Raw genomic sequence first — 17,670 nt, forward strand, 5'->3', positions numbered from 1 at the left:
CACAAAATCATTCGAGCTGCATCAAGGCGGCAGGTCTGAGGATCCTCAGGAGCTTACTCAGGTAAGTGACCGAGGTGAGCGGACACAGCCAGCGCAGGGTCAGTTTGAAGAAGGCGTGTATACACTGGGATAGCTGAATTAGAGATCGGCATCCTTTCATTCTTAACACTTTGGAGTTTTAAAATGTCTCTAAGTACTGAAGCTACCGCTAAAATCGTTTCTGAGTTTGGTCGTGATGCAAACGACACCGGTTCTACCGATGTTCAGGTTGCTCTGTTGACTGCACAGATTAACCACCTGCAGGGCCACTTTGCAGAGCACAAAAAAGATCACCACAGCCGTCGTGGTCTGCTGCGCATGGTTTCTCAGCGTCGTAAACTGCTCGACTACCTGAAACGTAAAGATGTTGCACGTTACACCGCGCTGATCGAGCGTCTGGGTCTGCGTCGCTAATTCTTTCGAGTTTCAGAAAGAGGGGGCCTTCATGGCCCCTTTTTTCCAGCAGATGGCAGCAATTCGCTGGAAACTAATGTATTGTTGCTATGAATGATCTTCCGTTGCAGAGGTTCGCGCGGCTAATGAGAGGCTTTACTCATGCTTATGGGTTAGGGTTGTCATTAGTCGCGAGGATGCGCAGAAGATCGGGTATTAACGATGGCGCAAAAATGTGCCGTCAAAAAATAGAGAAAGGATATTAATTTGCTTAATCCGATCGTTCGTAAATTCCAGTACGGTCAGCATACCGTTACGCTGGAAACCGGCATGATGGCGCGTCAGGCGACTGCCGCTGTTATGGTTAGCATGGATGACACTGCGGTATTCGTTACCGTTGTTGGCCAGAAAAAAGCGAAACCAGGCCAGGACTTTTTCCCACTGACCGTTAACTATCAGGAGCGTACCTACGCTGCTGGCCGTATCCCGGGTAGCTTCTTCCGTCGTGAAGGCCGTCCGAGTGAAGGCGAAACTCTGATCGCGCGTCTGATTGACCGCCCGGTTCGCCCGCTGTTCCCGGAAGGCTTCGTTAACGAAGTTCAGGTTATCGCGACCGTTGTTTCCGTTAACCCGCAGGTTAACCCGGATATCGTGGCAATGATTGGTGCATCTGCTGCGTTGACTCTGTCTGGCATCCCATTCAACGGCCCGATCGGTGCTGCACGTGTTGGTTACATCAATGACCAGTACGTACTGAACCCGACTCAGGACGAACTGAAAGAAAGCAAGCTGGACCTGGTTGTTGCTGGTACTGAAGCTGCTGTACTGATGGTTGAATCCGAAGCTGAACTGCTGAGCGAAGACCAGATGCTGGGCGCTGTAGTATTCGGCCACGAACAGCAGCAGGTTGTTATTCAGGCTATCAACGAGCTGGCGAAAGACGCTGGTAAACCGCGTTGGGACTGGCAGCCAGAAGCCGTCAACGAAGCGCTGAACGCACGCGTTGCCGCACTGGCAGAAGCTCGCCTGAGCGATGCTTACCGTATCACCGACAAACAAGAGCGTTACGCTCAGGTTGACGTGATCAAATCTGAAACCATCGCGACTCTGGTGGCTGAAGACGAAACCCTGGACGCTAACGAACTGGGTGAAATCCTGCACGCTATCGAGAAAAATGTTGTTCGCAGCCGCGTACTGGCAGGCGAGCCGCGTATCGATGGTCGTGAAAAAGACATGATCCGTGGTCTGGACGTGCGTACTGGTGTTCTGCCGCGTACCCACGGTTCCGCACTGTTCACCCGTGGCGAAACTCAGGCGCTGGTTACTGCGACCCTGGGCACCACTCGTGATGCGCAGAACCTTGACGAGCTGATGGGCGAGCGTACTGACAACTTCCTGTTCCACTACAACTTCCCTCCGTACTGCGTAGGTGAAACCGGTATGGTCGGTTCTCCGAAGCGTCGTGAGATTGGTCACGGTCGTCTGGCGAAGCGTGGCGTACTGGCAGTGATGCCGGAACTGGATAAATTCCCGTACACCGTACGTGTGGTTTCGGAAATCACCGAATCTAACGGTTCTTCTTCCATGGCTTCCGTATGTGGTGCTTCTCTGGCGCTGATGGACGCAGGCGTGCCGATCAAAGCTGCCGTTGCGGGTATCGCGATGGGTCTGGTGAAAGAAGGCGACAACTTTGTTGTTCTGTCTGACATCCTGGGCGACGAAGACCACCTGGGCGATATGGACTTCAAAGTGGCGGGTTCCCGCGACGGTATCTCTGCACTGCAGATGGATATCAAAATTGAAGGTATCACCAAAGAGATCATGCAGGTTGCTCTGAACCAGGCTAAAGGTGCGCGTCTGCACATCCTGGGTGTGATGGAACAAGCGATCAACGCACCGCGTGGTGACATTTCTCAGTTCGCTCCGCGTATCCACACCATCAAGATCAGCCCGGACAAGATCAAAGACGTTATCGGTAAAGGCGGTTCTGTTATCCGTGCTCTGACCGAAGAAACCGGCACCACCATTGAAATTGAAGATGATGGTACTGTGAAGATTGCTGCGACCGACGGCGAGAAAGCGAAATATGCTATCCGTCGTATCGAAGAGATCACCGCAGAGATCGAAGTAGGCCGTATCTACAATGGTAAAGTGACCCGTATCGTTGACTTTGGCGCATTCGTTGCCATCGGTGGCGGTAAAGAAGGTCTGGTACACATCTCTCAGATCGCTGACAAACGCGTTGAGAAAGTGACCGATTACCTGCAGATGGGCCAGGAAGTACCGGTCAAAGTTCTGGAAGTAGATCGCCAGGGCCGTGTACGTCTGAGCATTAAAGAAGCAACTGAGCAGTCTCAGCCTGCAGGCGAACCGGAAGCTCCGGCAAGCCAGGGCGAGTAAGGTTGCCATTGCCCTCCGTGAAAGCGGAGGGCTTTTAACCCGGCAGGACGCCTTGTTAGCAACCGGGGAACCTGGACGTTCATTCAATCGTTGTCTTCGGGAGTGGGAAATGAAGCCTTTTTTGCGCTGGTGTTTCGTTGCGACAGCACTCACGCTGGCTGGATGCAGTAATTCCGCCTGGCGTAAGAGTGAAGTCCTCGCAGTACCATTGCAACCGACTTTGCAGCAGGAAGTGATTCTGGCACGTATGGAACAAATTCTTGCCAGTCGGGCTTTAACCGATGACGAACGCGCACAGCTTTTATATGAGCGCGGAGTGTTGTATGATAGTCTCGGTCTGAGGGCACTGGCGCGAAATGATTTTTCACAAGCGCTGGCAATCCGACCAGATATGCCTGAAGTATTCAATTACTTAGGTATATATTTAACGCAGGCAGGCAATTTTGATGCTGCCTATGAAGCGTTTGATTCTGTACTTGAGCTTGATCCAACTTACAACTACGCGCACTTAAATCGCGGTATCGCATTGTATTACGGCGGTCGCGACAAGTTAGCGCAAGATGATCTGCTAGCGTTTTATCAAGACGATCCCAATGATCCTTTCCGTAGTCTGTGGCTTTATCTCGCCGAGCAGAAGCTCGATGAGAAGCAGGCTAAAGAAGCGTTAAAGCAACGCTTTGAGAAATCGGATAAAGAGCAATGGGGATGGAACATTGTCGAGTTCTACCTGGGCAACATTAGCGAAGCAACGCTGATGGAACGCCTAAAGGCGGACGCAACGGATAACACCTCGCTCGCTGAGCATCTCAGTGAAACCAACTTCTATTTAGGTAAGTACTACCTAAGTCTGGGGGATTTGGACAACGCTACGGCATTGTTCAAACTGGCGGTGGCTAACAACGTTCATAACTTTGTTGAGCACCGATACGCATTGTTGGAATTATCGCTCCTGGGCCAGGACCAAGATGACCTGGCAGAATCGGACCAGCAATAGCTGACGTACACATCAGCCCGTAATCTTTTTTGATTGCCATCACCTTCACGGGTGAGGGCGTTGTTGTTCGTTAATACACCTACTTTGAGCCGGTTCACACTTTTCAATGAAAATTGCAGATCAATTTCATGATGAGTTATGTAGACTGGCCGCCATTAATTTTGAGGCACACGTACTACATGGCTGAATTCGAAACCACTTTTGCAGATCTGGGCCTGAAGGCTCCTATCCTTGAAGCCCTTACCGATCTGGGTTACGAAAAACCATCTCCAATCCAGGCAGAGTGCATTCCGCATCTGCTGGGCGGCCGCGATGTTCTGGGTATGGCCCAGACGGGTAGCGGCAAAACTGCAGCGTTCTCTTTACCGCTGCTCAACAATCTTGATCCTGAGCTGAAGGCACCTCAGATTCTGGTGCTGGCACCGACCCGCGAACTGGCGGTTCAGGTTGCAGAAGCCATGACGGATTTTTCTAAACACATGCGCGGCGTGAACGTGGTTGCCCTGTACGGCGGCCAGCGTTATGACGTGCAATTACGTGCCCTGCGTCAGGGACCACAGATCGTTGTCGGTACGCCGGGCCGTCTGCTGGATCACCTGAAGCGCGGTACTCTGGACCTCTCCAAACTGAGCGGTCTGGTACTGGACGAAGCTGATGAAATGCTGCGTATGGGCTTCATCGAAGACGTTGAAACCATCATGGCGCAGATCCCGGAAGGTCATCAGACCGCTCTGTTCTCCGCGACTATGCCGGAAGCGATTCGTCGTATTACCCGCCGCTTTATGAAAGAGCCGCAGGAAGTACGCATTCAGTCCAGCGTAACTACCCGTCCTGACATCAGCCAGAGCTACTGGACCGTCTGGGGCATGCGTAAAAATGAAGCGCTGGTGCGTTTCCTGGAAGCAGAAGACTTTGATGCGGCGATTATCTTCGTTCGTACCAAAAATGCGACCCTGGAAGTGGCAGAAGCGCTGGAGCGTAGCGGTTATAGCAGCGCTGCACTGAACGGCGACATGAACCAGTCCCTGCGTGAGCAGACTCTGGAGCGTCTGAAAGATGGCCGTCTGGATATTCTGATTGCTACCGACGTTGCGGCCCGTGGCCTGGACGTTGAGCGTATCAGCCTGGTTGTTAACTACGACATCCCGATGGATTCCGAATCTTACGTTCACCGTATCGGCCGTACTGGTCGTGCGGGCCGTGCGGGTCGTGCGCTGCTGTTCGTTGAGAACCGTGAGCGTCGTCTGCTGCGTAACATCGAACGCACCATGAAGCTGACTATTCCGGAAGTAGAACTGCCGAACGCAGACCTGCTGGGCAAACGCCGTCTGGAAAAATTCGCCGCTAAAGTACAGCAGCAGCTGGAAAGCAGCGATCTGGATCAGTACCGTGCTCTGCTGGCGAAAATGCAGCCGGAAGAAGAACTGGATATCGAAACGCTGGCAGCCGCACTGCTGAAAATGGCTCAGGGCGAACGTCCGCTGATCCTGCCGCCAGATGCGCCGATGCGTCCGAAACGCGAATTCCGCGACCGTGACGATCGTGGTCCGCGTGACCGCAACGATCGTGGCCCGCGTGGTGACCGTAATGACCGTGGTGGTGAAGACCGTCCGCGTCGTGAACGTCGTGACGTTGGCGATATGCAGCTGTACCGCATTGAAGTGGGCCGTGATGACGGTGTTGAAGTCCGTCATATCGTTGGTGCGATTGCTAACGAAGGCGATATCAGCAGCCGTTACATCGGTAACATCAAGCTGTTTGCTTCCCACTCAACCATCGAGCTGCCGAAAGGTATGCCGGGCGACGTGCTGCAGCACTTTACCCGTACTCGCATCCTGAACAAGCCGATGAACATGCAGCTGGTTGGCGATGCAGTTCCGCACACCGGTGGTGAGCGTCGTGGCGGTGGCCGTTTCAGCGGTGAGCGTCGTGAAGGCGGTCGTGGCGAAGGTCGTGGTTTCAGCGGCGAGCGTCGTGAAGGCGGTCGTAGCGAAGGTCGCCGTTTCAGCGGCGAACGTCGTGAAGGCAACCGCGGTCCGCGTCGTGACGATTCTTCTGCTCCGCGTCGTGATGATTCCGCTGGTCGTCGTCGTTTCGGCGGTGATGCGTAATCCATGCGAAATTGCGGTTTAATACCGTAAAGTAAAATATACAGCCCCGATCTCAACAATCGGGGCTTTTTTTATTTCATTTGTACTCGTGTACTGGTACAGTGCAGCACATTGAAATGTAGTCACAATATAAATGACTGGAGAGATGGCTAAATGGCAACACTAACCACCACCCAAACGTCACCTTCGCTGCTTGGCGGCGTGGTGATCATCGGCGGCACCATTATTGGCGCGGGGATGTTTTCTCTGCCAGTGGTCATGTCCGGGGCGTGGTTCTTCTGGTCAATGGCGGCGCTGATCTTCACCTGGTTTTGCATGCTGCACTCCGGGCTGATGATCCTGGAAGCTAACCTCAATTACCGCATTGGTTCCAGCTTTGACACCATCACGAAAGATCTGCTGGGCAAAGGCTGGAACGTTGTGAACGGCATCTCGATTGCTTTCGTTCTCTATATCCTTACCTATGCGTATATCTCGGCGAGTGGTTCGATCCTGCATCACACCTTCTCGGAGATGTCGCTGAACGTTCCGGCGCGTGCGGCGGGTCTTGGTTTTGCGCTGCTGGTGGCGTTCGTGGTGTGGTTAAGCACCAAAGCGGTTAGCCGCATGACGGCGATTGTGCTGGGCGCGAAGGTGATTACTTTTTTCCTGACCTTCGGCAGTCTGCTGGGGCATGTTACGCCCACTACGCTGTTTAACGTGGCGCAGAGCAACGCTTCGTATACGCCGTACCTGCTGATGACGTTACCGTTCTGCCTGGCCTCATTCGGCTATCACGGCAACGTCCCGAGCCTGATGAAGTATTACGGCAAAGATCCGAAGACCATCGTTAAGTGCCTGGTGTACGGCACGCTGCTGGCGCTGGTGCTGTATACCGTATGGTTGCTGGGGACGATGGGTAACATCCCGCGTCCGGAATTTATCGGTATTGCGCAGCAGGGCGGTAACATTGATGTGCTGGTACAGGCGCTGAGCGGCGTGCTGAACAGCCGCAGTCTGGATCTGCTGCTGGTGGTGTTCTCCAACTTTGCGGTGGCGAGTTCATTCCTCGGCGTCACGCTCGGTCTGTTTGACTATTTGGCGGATCTGTTTGGCTTTGATGACTCGGCAATGGGACGTTTTAAAACGGCATTGCTGACGTTTGTCCCGCCGATTGTCGGTGGCCTGCTGTGGCCGAACGGTTTCCTGTACGCCATTGGCTATGCAGGGCTTGCCGCGACCATCTGGGCCGCCATTGTTCCGGCGCTGCTGGCCCGTAAATCTCGCGAACGTTTCGGCAGCCCGAAATTCCGTGTCTGGGGCGGCAAGCCGATGATTGCGCTGATCCTGGTATTCGGTATCGGCAACGCGGTTATCCATATTCTGTCGAGCGTGAATTTGTTGCCTGTGTACCAGTAACCTTTTAGTGCCGGATGGCGGTTGCGCCTTATCCGGCCTATACGGTCTCGTAAGCCCGGTAAGCGAAGCGCCACCGGGCAAAACAACGATTACCCCACCAACTCTTCTTTCACCTGCATCGCCAGGTCAAACGAATGTAGCCGTGCCTGATGATCAAAAATCTGGCCGTTAACCATAATTTCATCGGCCTGGGTTTCACGCAAAATGGCGTCGAGACCGTGTCGCACTTTCGCCTTATCACCAACCAGCGACATGCTCAGAGCCTGTTGTACGCCGTACTGCTCGGAAGCGGACCACAGCTGATGCATATTCTCTACCGGTGGCGGTAGCTGGCCGGTTTCGCCACGACGCAGTTTCACAAACGCCTGCTGCATTGAGGTGAAAAGAAATTCGGCATCGCGATTGCTGTCGGCGGCAATGATATTGATGCACACCATCGCATACGGCTTTGCCAGACGCGCTGAGGGCTTGAACTGGGTGCGATACAGATGCAGCGCCTGATGCAACATATCCGGAGCAAAGTGCGAGGCGAAGGCAAATGGTAGGCCGAGCTGGGCTGCCAGCTGTGCGCTGTACAGACTGGAGCCTAATAACCAGACCGGGATCTGCTCGCCGTAGCCGGGAACCGGGCGTACATGGGGATTTGGATCGCGGGCGTCGAACCAGTCCACCAGTTCAGCTACGTCGCGCGGGAAGTTATCGATATCACCACTCATATGGCGGCGCAACGCGCGCATGGTCGGTTGGTCGCTACCCGGCGCGCGGCCAAGCCCGAGATCGATTCGTCCCGGATACAGCGTATTCAGGGTACCAAACTGCTCGGCGATCACCAGCGGCGAATGGTTGGGCAGCATAACGCCGCCAGAACCAAGATGCAGCGTGGTGGTATTGGCAGCCAGATAGCCAATCAGCACAGAGGTTGCAGCGCTGGCGATGCCGGTCATGTTGTGATGTTCTGCCAGCCAGTAGCGGTGGTAGCTGCGCTTTTCGGCCAGTCGAGCGAGATCAAGCGAGTGTGTGAAGGCCTCTTTTGCCGAAGATCCTTCAGGGATCGGCGCCAGATCCAGCACCGAGAACGGAATAGTTTTGTCAGTCATAACGGCTCACTTTGTTACCGGTTAATCTTTTAATACTGCATTAAAGATTAGCGAATGTTGTTAACAAAGTGAGCTATTAATCACGGCTGTAGTTCAAGACCTGCCAGTCGCTTCCAGTAGCCGTTGCAGTCGCTGTGGGCAGCAAGCGGTAATGGGGTAGTGCCATTTTCATTGGCGCGGAAGGCATCGAGCATAGCGAACGTGTCGCTGCCTGAAGGGGACAGACGCACAATATCAACCAGACCCTGCATCGATGTCAGCTCGTTGCCGAGGTTGTAAACATAGCCGCTCATGGTCTGGATGCCGTTGAGGACAAAGACCTGCTGATTCTCCTGCGACAGCACATCGCGCCCATTCGGGTATTTGATGCAGCAGGTTTCACACTCGTCTTTTGGGCGGTCTTCAGAGCGTGCGGTAAAGCAGCGGGCAGAGTACGCCAGCGGCAGATGCCCGTAGCTCAGCACCTCTACTTCAAACTGATTGCGAATACCCAGCTCTTCACACTGGTTAAGCAGATTGACCAGCCAGTCACGGGACAGTTCTACCGGCATACACCAGCGCACCATGCCCTGCCTGAGCAGCAAACGCAGGGTTACCGCGTTGTAGCAGTTGAGTGCATGCCCGGCGACAAACGGCAGCTTACGCTCGGCACACATGTTTACCACGCCGAGATCGCTGGCTTCCAGCAGGAAGTCGCCGTTTTCGACATAGCGCTTCAGTTCTCCCAGCTCAGAGGAGGCCTGCACCAGCGCCAGCGTTGACAGCACCACCTGTTTACCGCTGCCAGCGAGCGATTTCGCCATATCGATCCAGTCGCCTACTTTGGTGGCGCGGCGTTTACTGCACACCGCTTCGCCAAGATAGATAACGTCGGCCTGGCTGGTGGCGGCCTGCTGATAAAAATCTTCCAGCGTTTCTTTCGGCCAGTACCACAGCACCGGCCCTAAGGAATATTTCATTGCTTCTCTCACTGCCATTTACGGTGATACGCGCCAAGCGTGGTCTGCGTGCCTTCGGACATTGAACCGAGCGTTTCCATCCACGCGGCCTGTGGGGCGTAGTTTTGCGGGTCGGCCATACAGTGGTCGATCGCCTGGCGCCACACTTTCGCCACCTGGCTGACGTAGGCCGGGCTACGCTGACGCCCTTCGATTTTCACCGAGGCAATATTGGCCGCCAGCAGTTCTGGCAGCAGCTCCAGCGTATTCAGGCTGGTGGGTTCTTCCAGCGCATGATAGCGCTCGCCATCAACCAGATAGCGGCCTTTACACAGCGTCGGATAACCGGCGTTTTCTCCGTCCTGATAACGGTCGATCAGCACTTCATTAAGACGGGATTCCAGCCCTTGTTGGGTCTGCTGCCAGCGAACAAAACGGGCAGGGGAGCAAGCGCCAACCGTATTAGGAGACTCGCCCGTCAGATAGGATGAAAGATAGCAGCGGCCTTCCGCCATAATGCACAGACTGCCAAAGGCGAACACTTCCAGGGGAACTGGCGTGACGCGAGCGAGCTGCTTCACCTGGTGAATAGACAGTACGCGCGGCAGCACCACGCGGGCGACATCAAAGTTGCGATGATAGAAATTAATCGCCTCTTCATTGGTTGCGGATGCCTGAACAGAGACATGACGCTCAATATGCGGGTAGCGCTCTGCGGCATACTCAAGCATGGCGAGGTCGGCGAGGATCAGCGCATCCGCACCCAGTTGCGCCGCCATATCTACGGCACGTTGCCAGCGCGCGTAACCATCCGGATGCGCAAAGGTGTTAATCGCGATGTGCAGCTTACGGCGGTGCTGATGGACAAAACTCACCGCTTCCTGCAATTTTTTCTCGGTAAAATTAAGGCCGGCGAAATGACGGGCGTTGGTATCATCTTTCAGCCCGATGTAGACCGCATCAGCGCCGTTCTCGATGGCCGCCTTAAGCGCCGGGAGGTTTCCGGCAGGGCAGAGCAGCTCCATAATTTATCCTGAACGTTGCGCCGTAAAGGGCGCAGAAATGTTAACGAAGAGGGATTTTAGTTAACCTTGCTGAGACAATTTTTGATTTGAGGCAGTTAAAGTCGTATTGGTGATACCAATAAGAGGTAACAATTTCGTAGCGAATTGTTGATTTATGCCGCTATGTCGTTTATTTGATATGGCAAAATAGCAGGATAATTGAAACAGGGAGTAAAGCTCGTGTTGGATAAACTGCGTTCACGCTTAGTACATTTTGGTCCTTCTCTGATGAGTGTACCGGTTAAACTGACGCCCTTTGCGCTGAAGCGCCAGGTTCTGGAGCAGGTCCTGAGCTGGCAGTTTAGTCAGGCGCTGGCCGATGGGGAGCTGGAGTTTCTCGACGGTCGCTGGCTGAGCATTCATGTGCGTGACATTGGCCTTAAATGGTATACCTCTGTTGAGAACGATAAACTTATCGTCAGCCAGAATGCAGAGGCGGATGTGAGTTTTAGCGCGGATGCCAGCGATCTCCTGATGATCGCGGCGCGTAAGCAGGATCCGGATACGCTGTTCTTCCAGCGTCGCCTGGTGATTGAAGGTGATACAGAATTAGGGCTGTATGTTAAAAATCTGATGGACGCCATCGAACTGGATCAGATGCCTAAAGCGTTGCGCGTCATGCTGATGCAGTTGGCGGATTTTGTTGAGGCGGGAATGAAAACGTCGCCAGAAACCAAACAGACTTCGGTAGGTGAGCCATGCTGATTCGAGTTGAAATTCCCATTGATGCCCCAGGTATTGATGCATTGCTGCGTCGTTCATTTGAGAGCGATGCGGAAGCGAAATTAGTGCACGACCTGCGTGAAGACGGTTTCATAACGCTGGGTCTGGTTGCTACCGATGACGAAGGTCAGGTAGTGGGTTACGTCGCGTTCAGCCCTGTCGATGTCCAGGGCGAAGACCTGCAATGGGTCGGCATGGCGCCGCTCGCGGTGGATGAAAACTACCGTGGACAGGGCCTGGCGCGTCAGCTGGTCTATGAAGGACTCGATTCCCTGAACGAGTTTGGTTACGCCGCGGTGGTTACGCTGGGCGATCCGGCGCTGTACAGCCGCTTTGGTTTTGAGCTGGCTGCCCATCATGACCTGCGTTGCCGCTGGCCGGGTACCGAAAGCGCGTTCCAGGTTCATCGCCTGGCGGACGATGCGCTGGAGGGTGTGACGGGCCTTGTGGAATACCACGACTACTTCAATCGTTTTTAAGCGCCGGGGGTTTGCAGGCTGCTCAGTAGTGCCTCAAGCCCTTCGCCTTCAACAAGGCGCTCTTTCTGCCGCTTTGTAAGCTGTTTGACGCGATATTCTAAGCGCAGGGCCAGCGAACGGTCGCCGACCTGAGCCGCAAATGCCAACGTGAGTTCTCCCTTTCCGCGCAGCGCCTTCGCGCCTTTCCCACTTTGATGCTGCTTATAGCGGCGCTGCACATCGGTGGTTATTCCGGTGTATAAGGCGTTGTCCGCAGTACGGATCAGGTACAGATACCAGGGTGTCATTGTCACCATCGACGTGATAATTTTCAGGCCTACAGTATAAAAGAGAACAGAAATGGAAACACTGACTGCGGTGACCCGCTGGCTGGCAAAGCAGCACGTCGTGACCTGGTGTGTACATCATGACGGTGAATTATGGTGCGCCAATGCGTTTTACCTGTTTGATGCGCAGAAGATGGTGTTCTATGTGCTGACCGAAGAAAAAACGCGCCATGCGCAGATGTCCGGGCCGCGCGCGCCGATTGCCGGCACGGTAAATGGTCAGCCCAAAACGGTCGCCCTGATTCGTGGCGTACAGTTTAAAGGGGAAATCCGGCGTCTTGAAGGGCAGGAGAGTGAAGCCGCGCGTAACGCCTACAACCGCCGTTTCCCGGTCGCCAGAATGCTGCCTGCGCCCGTGTGGGAGATTCGACTGGATGAAGTCAAATTCACGGACAACACGCTGGGCTTTGGTAAAAAAAAGCACTGGCAACGTGATCTATAGTTAATAGAGTGATTAAAGAGTCAGGGGAAGATTAGCGATGAGTCAGGTATTAATAACAGGCGCAACGGGGCTGGTAGGCGGAAATTTGCTGCGTATGCTGCTCAATGAACCCCGGGTCAATGCCATCACGGCACCGACGCGTCGACCGCTGGCTGATACGGCTGGCGTCTATAATCCCTATGATCCGCAGTTAACCGATGCGCTGGCGCAGGTCACCGATCCGGTAGATATTGTCTTTTGTTGTCTGGGAACCACTCGGCGAGAAGCGGGTAGTAAAGAAGCGTTTATCCATGCTGACTATACGCTGGTGGTGGACACGGCCCTGACGGGGCGTCGGTTGGGCGCTCAGCATATGCTGGTGGTCAGTTCGATGGGTGCCAATGCCAATTCACCGTTTTTTTATAACCGGGTGAAAGGGGAAATGGAGCAGGCGCTGATCGCGCAAAATTGGCCGCGGCTGACGATTGTTCGGCCTTCAATGTTACTCGGAGAACGGGATAAACAGCGGGCGAATGAGAGGTTTTTAGCGCCGTTATTTCGGCTGCTGCCGGGGAACTGGAAGTCGATTGAGGCGCGTGATGTAGCCCGGGCTATGCTGGCGGAGGCACTGGCGCCTGGACATGAAGGCGTTTCGATCCTGACCTCTTCCGAACTGCGCGAAAGAGCCAAATAAAATGCCGGAGAGGACGCTCTGGCGTCGCCATCCGGCATTTGTAGCTTGTCTTACTTAATAAACGTAAAAGCCGTAGTGACGCGTTTCACGCCGCTTACCCGGCTGGCGATGTCTGCCGCAGCCTTCGCTTCACGTTCAGTTACCAGACCCAACAGGAACACTTCCCCGTTTTCGGTGGTGACTTTCACGTTAGAGGATTTCACCTGATCGCTGGTCAGCAACTGGGAACGTACTTTAGTGGTTATCCAGGTATCGTTAGACGCATCGCCCAGGCCGATTGGCTGACCCTGACGGATCTCGTTAAAGACCTCAGTGGTACCTTCTACGCCCATCGCAATCTGTTTTGCTCGCGCAGACAGTTCGCTATTTGGCGACTGACCGACCAGCAGTACTTTACCCTGATACGCGCTCACGTTGATACGCGCCTCTTTCTTGATCTGGGCATCTTTCGACAACGCGGTATTGACGCGTAATTCCAGGGTTCCGTCATCTACCTGGGTGCCTACACTGCGAGGATCCGTCGCGGCTTTGGTGCCGACAGCAGCAGTTCCGACAACGGCGGCAGCGACACAGCCTTGCAGTAGCAGGGCAGCGATAATCACAGCAAGCGGCGAAAATGCCTTCATGTGTACTCCTTAATCATCCTGGTGAGGGAAAAGCGTGTTATCGATGAGATCGCAAAGGCAGTTGACCGTCAGCATATGCATTTCCTGAACGCGGGCGCTGTGGTGTGAAGGGATACGGATTTCAACATCCTGCGGCCCCAGTAACCCGGCCAGCTCCCCTCCGTCATACCCGGTCAGTGCGACAATTGTCATGTCGCGTGTCACGGCGGCTTCAACGGCTTTTACGATATCGCGGCTATTACCACGCGTAGAGATTGCCAGCAGAACATCACCTGCATGTCCCAGCGCACGGACTTGTTTTGCATAAACTTCGTCGTGCAGGCGATCGTTGGCAATCGCAGTTAAGACCACATTATCAGTATTTAGTGCAATCGCAGGTAAACTTGGGCGCTCTGTTTCAAAACGATTGATCATGCTGGCAGCAAAATGCTGTGCGTTGGCAGCGGACGTCCCATTACCACAACAGAGAATTTTGTTGCCATTGAGCAGGGACTGAACCAGCGTCATGGCTGCACGGGAGATCGCATCCGGAAGTGCTTCAGCCGCAGCTATCTGAGTTTGAATGCTTTCTGTAAAGCAGACTTTAATTCTATCTAACACGCTAATCCTTAAGAACCAGGCTCTGAATCTTCAACTATGAGCGGTCGTTGAACGCGTCCTTAAACCACTCAACATCATTTCCGGTGAAGGCTAACACATCGAACCGGCAATCCACAGTATCAAAACTTCCATTGTGGCGCGCAAGCCACAAGCGGGCAGTCTGTAATAATTTGTGTTGTTTGCTCCGGGTCACACTCGCCGCTGCACCGCCAAACTGGGCTGAGCGCCGATAGCGAACCTCAACAAATACGGTGGTGTTGCCTTCACGCATTATCAGGTCGATTTCGCCGCTACGCTCACGCACGTTGGCGGCGATAAAATGCAGTCCCTTGCTCTGCAGCCAGTCACGCGCGGTGGATTCCCACGCGTCACCGGTCTGTTTACTCGTTAACTGGCGGGGACGACTTGCCCTTGCTGGTATTTGAGCCATGATAACTTCCTGTTAATCACACAATCCTGCGTTGCGGTTAAGGCTCCGGTGTTGCCGTTAATTTCGAAACCCTGCACCTGACGCATTTGCGAGAAGTGGTTGGCAAGCGACCAGGCATCGACGCCCATCGCGTACATACGTGCCAGCGAGTAGTCGTTACGAACCGCGCCCAGCGCCTGCTGCATGAGAGGGGCGTTAGCGCCTGCCAGCATCGGAATTTCGCTGTACTGCAAGCCTTCCATCTCCAGACGGAAATCTGGGCCGGCAGTTCCCTGCGCGCTACGGGAGCTGGCGTACAGCGTGGCACCGCTCTGGCTACCGTTGCGCATGGCGATCATCGGCTTTATAAATGCAATTTCTTCCGGCGTTGCCAGAATATATACGGCATCAACACGACCGCTGCCGCCGGTGATTTGCGCATCGGTAGGTGCTGCCGGGATGGTCAGACCGCCAATCGTCACGCCAGGCTGCGCGGGTACAGAAGAGGCCACCGGGCTGCCCGTCAGGGAGATCCCCGAGCCGCCGTTGACGCCCATTTTCAGCTCAGCGGTGGAGCCGAATTTCTGCTGCAGCACCACGCCGCCACCCAGTTTTTGCCACTCCTGTGCAAAGGCGTTGGCAACGCGATCGCCTAACGAACTCCGCGGGATCAACAACAGCGGCGTCTGTTTTCCTTGATCGCGAATGTGGCGTGCTGCGTCGCGCGCTTCATCTTCTGGCGACAGAGCGAAGTAGCAGACGTTCGGCAGGTTTTTCACCGACTCCGGCTGATTAAGCGCCAGGACGTTTAATGGCGTGTTGCTTTTCATCAGCTCTTCAACATTGTTCTTCAACAGTGGGCCAACCACGATGCTGGCGCCATCCTGCTGAACCTGAGTCAGGATCTGATTCAGCGGCTGTGATGACGTGTCGTAGATTTTCAGCTCCGCGGACGGATTCGCTGGTGCGCTGGCGGTTGTTGGCTGCGCAGGCGCTGTTGGCTGTGGGGCTGTAGCTTCTGGCTGTGCTGGCGTCTCGTTGGTCAGATCGCTTACTGACGCCTGAGCCGGGCTGGCAACACCGTCAGTCGTTTGCGGCTGTTCCGTGGTCGTCGCAGCCGCTGTATCCGCAGCAGGCGCGGCAACAGCAGGGTCCGCTACGGGTTGAGTACCCATATTTTTCGCAGCTTCAAAGCCTTGCTGAATAGTACGGCCAAATACAGCGGCCTGACCGTTCAGCGGCAGCAGCAGAGCAATTTTGCTGGTGGAAGCGGGTTTAAAGCTCTGCACGTTAACCAACTGCGTTGGCAACAGTTTTGCCCCCGGGTTTTGTGGATAACGTTTCTGCCAGTCAGCAATACCGGCTTTCATCATGTCTGGATCGTTACGGTTATCGAACCAGACGCGCTGGAGATCTAACCAGCCTTGCAGCACGTTTTCATCCGCATTGATGACCAGCGTCTGCGCTTGCTCCTGGGTCATGGATGACAGCGCCTGCCAGGTGGCATCCATGTTTTTCTGCTTAGCGTTCGCGGCCAGCAGCGGTTCCTGGGCGATCAGGGCGCGCAGTAGCGTCAGCGATGGACGACCCTGGTTGACGTCGATTTGCGCCTGCCAGTATCTCGCCTGCTGGTTTTGATCAAAATCGGCGGGGGTTAGCTTATCCAGCAGGGCCTGTGCGCCAGCGACATCTTTCTGCGCGAGCTTAATTTCGACAGCCAGCAGTGACTGCTCACGACGCTGGGTATCGCTTAGCTTCTGTGGTAGCTGGTTGAACAGCTCGAAAGCCTGCTGGCTCTTGCCTTCTTTCAGCAGTGCACGAATGGCGAGTAATTGCCAGTTGGTCTTGCTATCATCTGAGCTTTGCTGCATTTGTTGCAGATAAAAGCCGGAATCAGCCTGCGCAGTGCCCTGCATATGGGCTGCACTTTGGTCTGGCGCCTGGGTGCCACAGCCTGCGAAAATCAGTGCAGCCAGAATGACTGGTAGCGCGCGTGCGGCTTTCAAACGAGAAAATGTTGAGGGTACCATACTGTATCCAGTGATATTTTTTTACTCAATGCTCAATATTAAATCGGCAATACGGACGACACAATGAAACAACACGAATCGGCGGATAATTCTCAAGGCCAACTCTTTATTGTACCTACTCCTATAGGAAATTTGGCTGATATTACCCAACGAGCGCTCGAAGTTTTACAAGCCGTTGATTTGATTGCCGCTGAAGACACTCGTCATACAGGACTCTTGTTACAACACTTCGCGATTAACGCGCGTTTGTTCGCTTTACATGATCACAACGAGCAACAAAAGGCCGAAACGCTGGTGGCGAAGCTTAAAGAAGGGCAAAACATTGCGCTGGTTTCCGATGCCGGAACGCCGCTGATTAACGATCCTGGTTACCATCTGGTACGGACCTGTCGCGAAGCAGGGATCCGCGTTGTTCCCCTGCCAGGCCCTTGCGCGGCGATTGCTGCCCTGAGCGCTGCAGGTCTGCCTTCAGACCGCTTTTGCTATGAAGGTTTTCTGCCTGCCAAATCGAAAGGGCGTCGTGATGCGATGAAAGCCATTGAGGCTGAACCGCGTACGCTTATTTTTTATGAATCCACCCACCGTTTGCTGGATAGCCTGGAAGACATGGTTGCCGTCTGGGGCGAATCCCGCTACGTGGTGTTGGCGCGTGAGTTGACCAAAACCTGGGAAACCATTCACGGTGCGCCGGTCGGCGAACTGCTGGCGTGGGTCAAGGAAGATGAAAACCGTCGTAAAGGCGAAATGGTGCTGATTGTCGAAGGACACAAAGCGCAAGAAGACGACCTTCCGGCTGATGCGCTGCGTACGTTGGCCTTATTGCAGGCAGAGCTGCCGCTGAAAAAGGCCGCCGCACTGGCCGCTGAGATCCACGGCGTGAAGAAGAATGCGCTGTATAAGTACGCGCTGGAACAGCAGGGGGAGTAAC

The 17,670-nt window shown here is 54.4% G+C and carries 18 protein-coding genes and 1 pseudogene; 11 read left to right on the plus strand and 8 right to left on the minus strand.

Translation table 11 applies throughout. The features are described from left to right. Positions 1 to 183 precede the first annotated feature (183 nt). The 6 genes from rpsO (at position 184) to mtr (ending at position 7,335) form a co-directional block, all read left to right on the plus strand. Positions 184 to 453, plus strand: coding sequence for a 30S ribosomal protein S15 (gene rpsO, locus OGV93_RS10290; RefSeq protein ID WP_000059465.1), 270 nt, complete (start codon positions 184 to 186; stop codon positions 451 to 453). A 246-nt stretch (positions 454 to 699) separates the two neighbouring features. Continuing rightward, on the plus strand, positions 700 to 2,832 hold the full coding sequence (gene pnp, locus OGV93_RS10295; protein WP_206165145.1) for a polyribonucleotide nucleotidyltransferase: 2,133 nt from the start codon (positions 700 to 702) through the stop codon (positions 2,830 to 2,832). A gap of 109 nt (positions 2,833 to 2,941) precedes the next feature. Beyond that, entirely contained in the window at positions 2,942 to 3,826 is an 885-nt protein-coding gene (gene nlpI, locus OGV93_RS10300; RefSeq protein ID WP_003024982.1) for a lipoprotein NlpI, read from the plus strand. Between the two features lie 106 nt (positions 3,827 to 3,932). Next, positions 3,933 to 4,013, plus strand: a complete 81-nt coding sequence (gene yrbN / locus OGV93_RS10305; protein ID WP_010723222.1) for a protein YrbN — start codon at positions 3,933 to 3,935, stop codon at positions 4,011 to 4,013. Then, a complete protein-coding gene (locus OGV93_RS10310; protein ID WP_016157565.1) occupies positions 4,006 to 5,937 on the plus strand; it encodes a DEAD/DEAH family ATP-dependent RNA helicase in 1,932 nt (643 codons plus the stop codon). The genes yrbN and OGV93_RS10310 overlap by 8 nt, the downstream gene beginning before the upstream one ends. Before the next feature lie 153 nt (positions 5,938 to 6,090). After that, a complete protein-coding gene (gene mtr, locus OGV93_RS10315; RefSeq protein WP_016154664.1) occupies positions 6,091 to 7,335 on the plus strand; it encodes a tryptophan permease in 1,245 nt (414 codons plus the stop codon). An 89-nt stretch (positions 7,336 to 7,424) separates the two neighbouring features. Here the strand turns inward: mtr and OGV93_RS10320 are convergent, their stop codons facing one another. From OGV93_RS10320 to ubiU, 3 genes are all read right to left on the minus strand, one after another. Next, entirely contained in the window at positions 7,425 to 8,432 is a 1,008-nt protein-coding gene (locus OGV93_RS10320) for a luciferase-like monooxygenase (protein ID WP_287109545.1), read from the minus strand. Positions 8,433 to 8,512: 80 nt separating this feature from the next. Continuing rightward, the gene (locus OGV93_RS10325) at positions 8,513 to 9,391 is read right to left on the minus strand and encodes a U32 family peptidase (RefSeq protein WP_287109546.1); all 879 of its coding nucleotides are present in this window, start codon (positions 9,389 to 9,391) and stop codon (positions 8,513 to 8,515) included. An 8-nt stretch (positions 9,392 to 9,399) separates the two neighbouring features. Continuing rightward, positions 9,400 to 10,395, minus strand: a complete 996-nt coding sequence (gene ubiU / locus OGV93_RS10330; RefSeq protein WP_287109547.1) for a ubiquinone anaerobic biosynthesis protein UbiU — start codon at positions 10,393 to 10,395, stop codon at positions 9,400 to 9,402. A 219-nt stretch (positions 10,396 to 10,614) separates the two neighbouring features. On the opposite strand from ubiU, the gene ubiT reads away from it, so the two are divergent. Next, entirely contained in the window at positions 10,615 to 11,139 is a 525-nt protein-coding gene (ubiT, locus tag OGV93_RS10335; RefSeq protein WP_016154660.1) for a ubiquinone anaerobic biosynthesis accessory factor UbiT, read from the plus strand. After that, positions 11,133 to 11,636, plus strand: coding sequence for a GNAT family N-acetyltransferase (locus OGV93_RS10340; protein WP_016157563.1), 504 nt, complete (start codon positions 11,133 to 11,135; stop codon positions 11,634 to 11,636). The genes ubiT and OGV93_RS10340 overlap by 7 nt, the downstream gene beginning before the upstream one ends. Here OGV93_RS10340 and OGV93_RS10345 read toward each other — a convergent pair. Next, a pseudogene (locus OGV93_RS10345) lies at positions 11,623 to 11,932 on the minus strand (GIY-YIG nuclease family protein). The gene OGV93_RS10340 and the pseudogene OGV93_RS10345 overlap by 14 nt on opposite strands. A gap of 43 nt (positions 11,933 to 11,975) precedes the next feature. On the opposite strand from OGV93_RS10345, the gene OGV93_RS10350 reads away from it, so the two are divergent. Together OGV93_RS10350 and OGV93_RS10355 are read left to right on the plus strand one after the other, a co-directional pair. Next, positions 11,976 to 12,404, plus strand: a complete 429-nt coding sequence (locus OGV93_RS10350; RefSeq protein ID WP_287109548.1) for a YhbP family protein — start codon at positions 11,976 to 11,978, stop codon at positions 12,402 to 12,404. A 37-nt stretch (positions 12,405 to 12,441) separates the two neighbouring features. Further along, the gene (locus OGV93_RS10355) at positions 12,442 to 13,077 is read left to right on the plus strand and encodes an NAD(P)H-binding protein (RefSeq protein WP_016154656.1); all 636 of its coding nucleotides are present in this window, start codon (positions 12,442 to 12,444) and stop codon (positions 13,075 to 13,077) included. Between the two features lie 50 nt (positions 13,078 to 13,127). On the opposite strand, the gene dolP is transcribed toward OGV93_RS10355, so the two are convergent. Genes dolP through OGV93_RS10375 form a run of 4 tightly spaced genes read right to left on the minus strand, consistent with a single transcriptional unit; the run spans position 13,128 to position 16,742 of the window. After that, positions 13,128 to 13,703, minus strand: a complete 576-nt coding sequence (gene dolP / locus OGV93_RS10360) for a division/outer membrane stress-associated lipid-binding lipoprotein (protein WP_003024954.1) — start codon at positions 13,701 to 13,703, stop codon at positions 13,128 to 13,130. A gap of 9 nt (positions 13,704 to 13,712) precedes the next feature. After that, complete coding sequence (gene diaA, locus OGV93_RS10365; protein ID WP_003024948.1) at positions 13,713 to 14,303, minus strand: DnaA initiator-associating protein DiaA; 591 nt, start codon at positions 14,301 to 14,303, stop codon at positions 13,713 to 13,715. 34 nt (positions 14,304 to 14,337) lie between these two features. Further along, the gene (locus OGV93_RS10370; protein ID WP_131380170.1) at positions 14,338 to 14,733 is read right to left on the minus strand and encodes a YraN family protein; all 396 of its coding nucleotides are present in this window, start codon (positions 14,731 to 14,733) and stop codon (positions 14,338 to 14,340) included. Then, the gene (locus OGV93_RS10375; protein WP_046275524.1) at positions 14,691 to 16,742 is read right to left on the minus strand and encodes a penicillin-binding protein activator; all 2,052 of its coding nucleotides are present in this window, start codon (positions 16,740 to 16,742) and stop codon (positions 14,691 to 14,693) included. The genes OGV93_RS10370 and OGV93_RS10375 overlap by 43 nt, the downstream gene beginning before the upstream one ends. A 63-nt stretch (positions 16,743 to 16,805) precedes the next feature. Here OGV93_RS10375 and rsmI point away from each other — a divergent pair, with 63 nt between their 5' ends. Beyond that, the gene (rsmI, locus tag OGV93_RS10380; protein WP_016154652.1) at positions 16,806 to 17,669 is read left to right on the plus strand and encodes a 16S rRNA (cytidine(1402)-2'-O)-methyltransferase; all 864 of its coding nucleotides are present in this window, start codon (positions 16,806 to 16,808) and stop codon (positions 17,667 to 17,669) included. Position 17,670 lies beyond the last annotated feature (1 nt).

The organism is Citrobacter sp. Cb031 (assembly GCF_030336725.1).
GTDB lineage: Bacteria > Pseudomonadota > Gammaproteobacteria > Enterobacterales > Enterobacteriaceae > Citrobacter > Citrobacter braakii.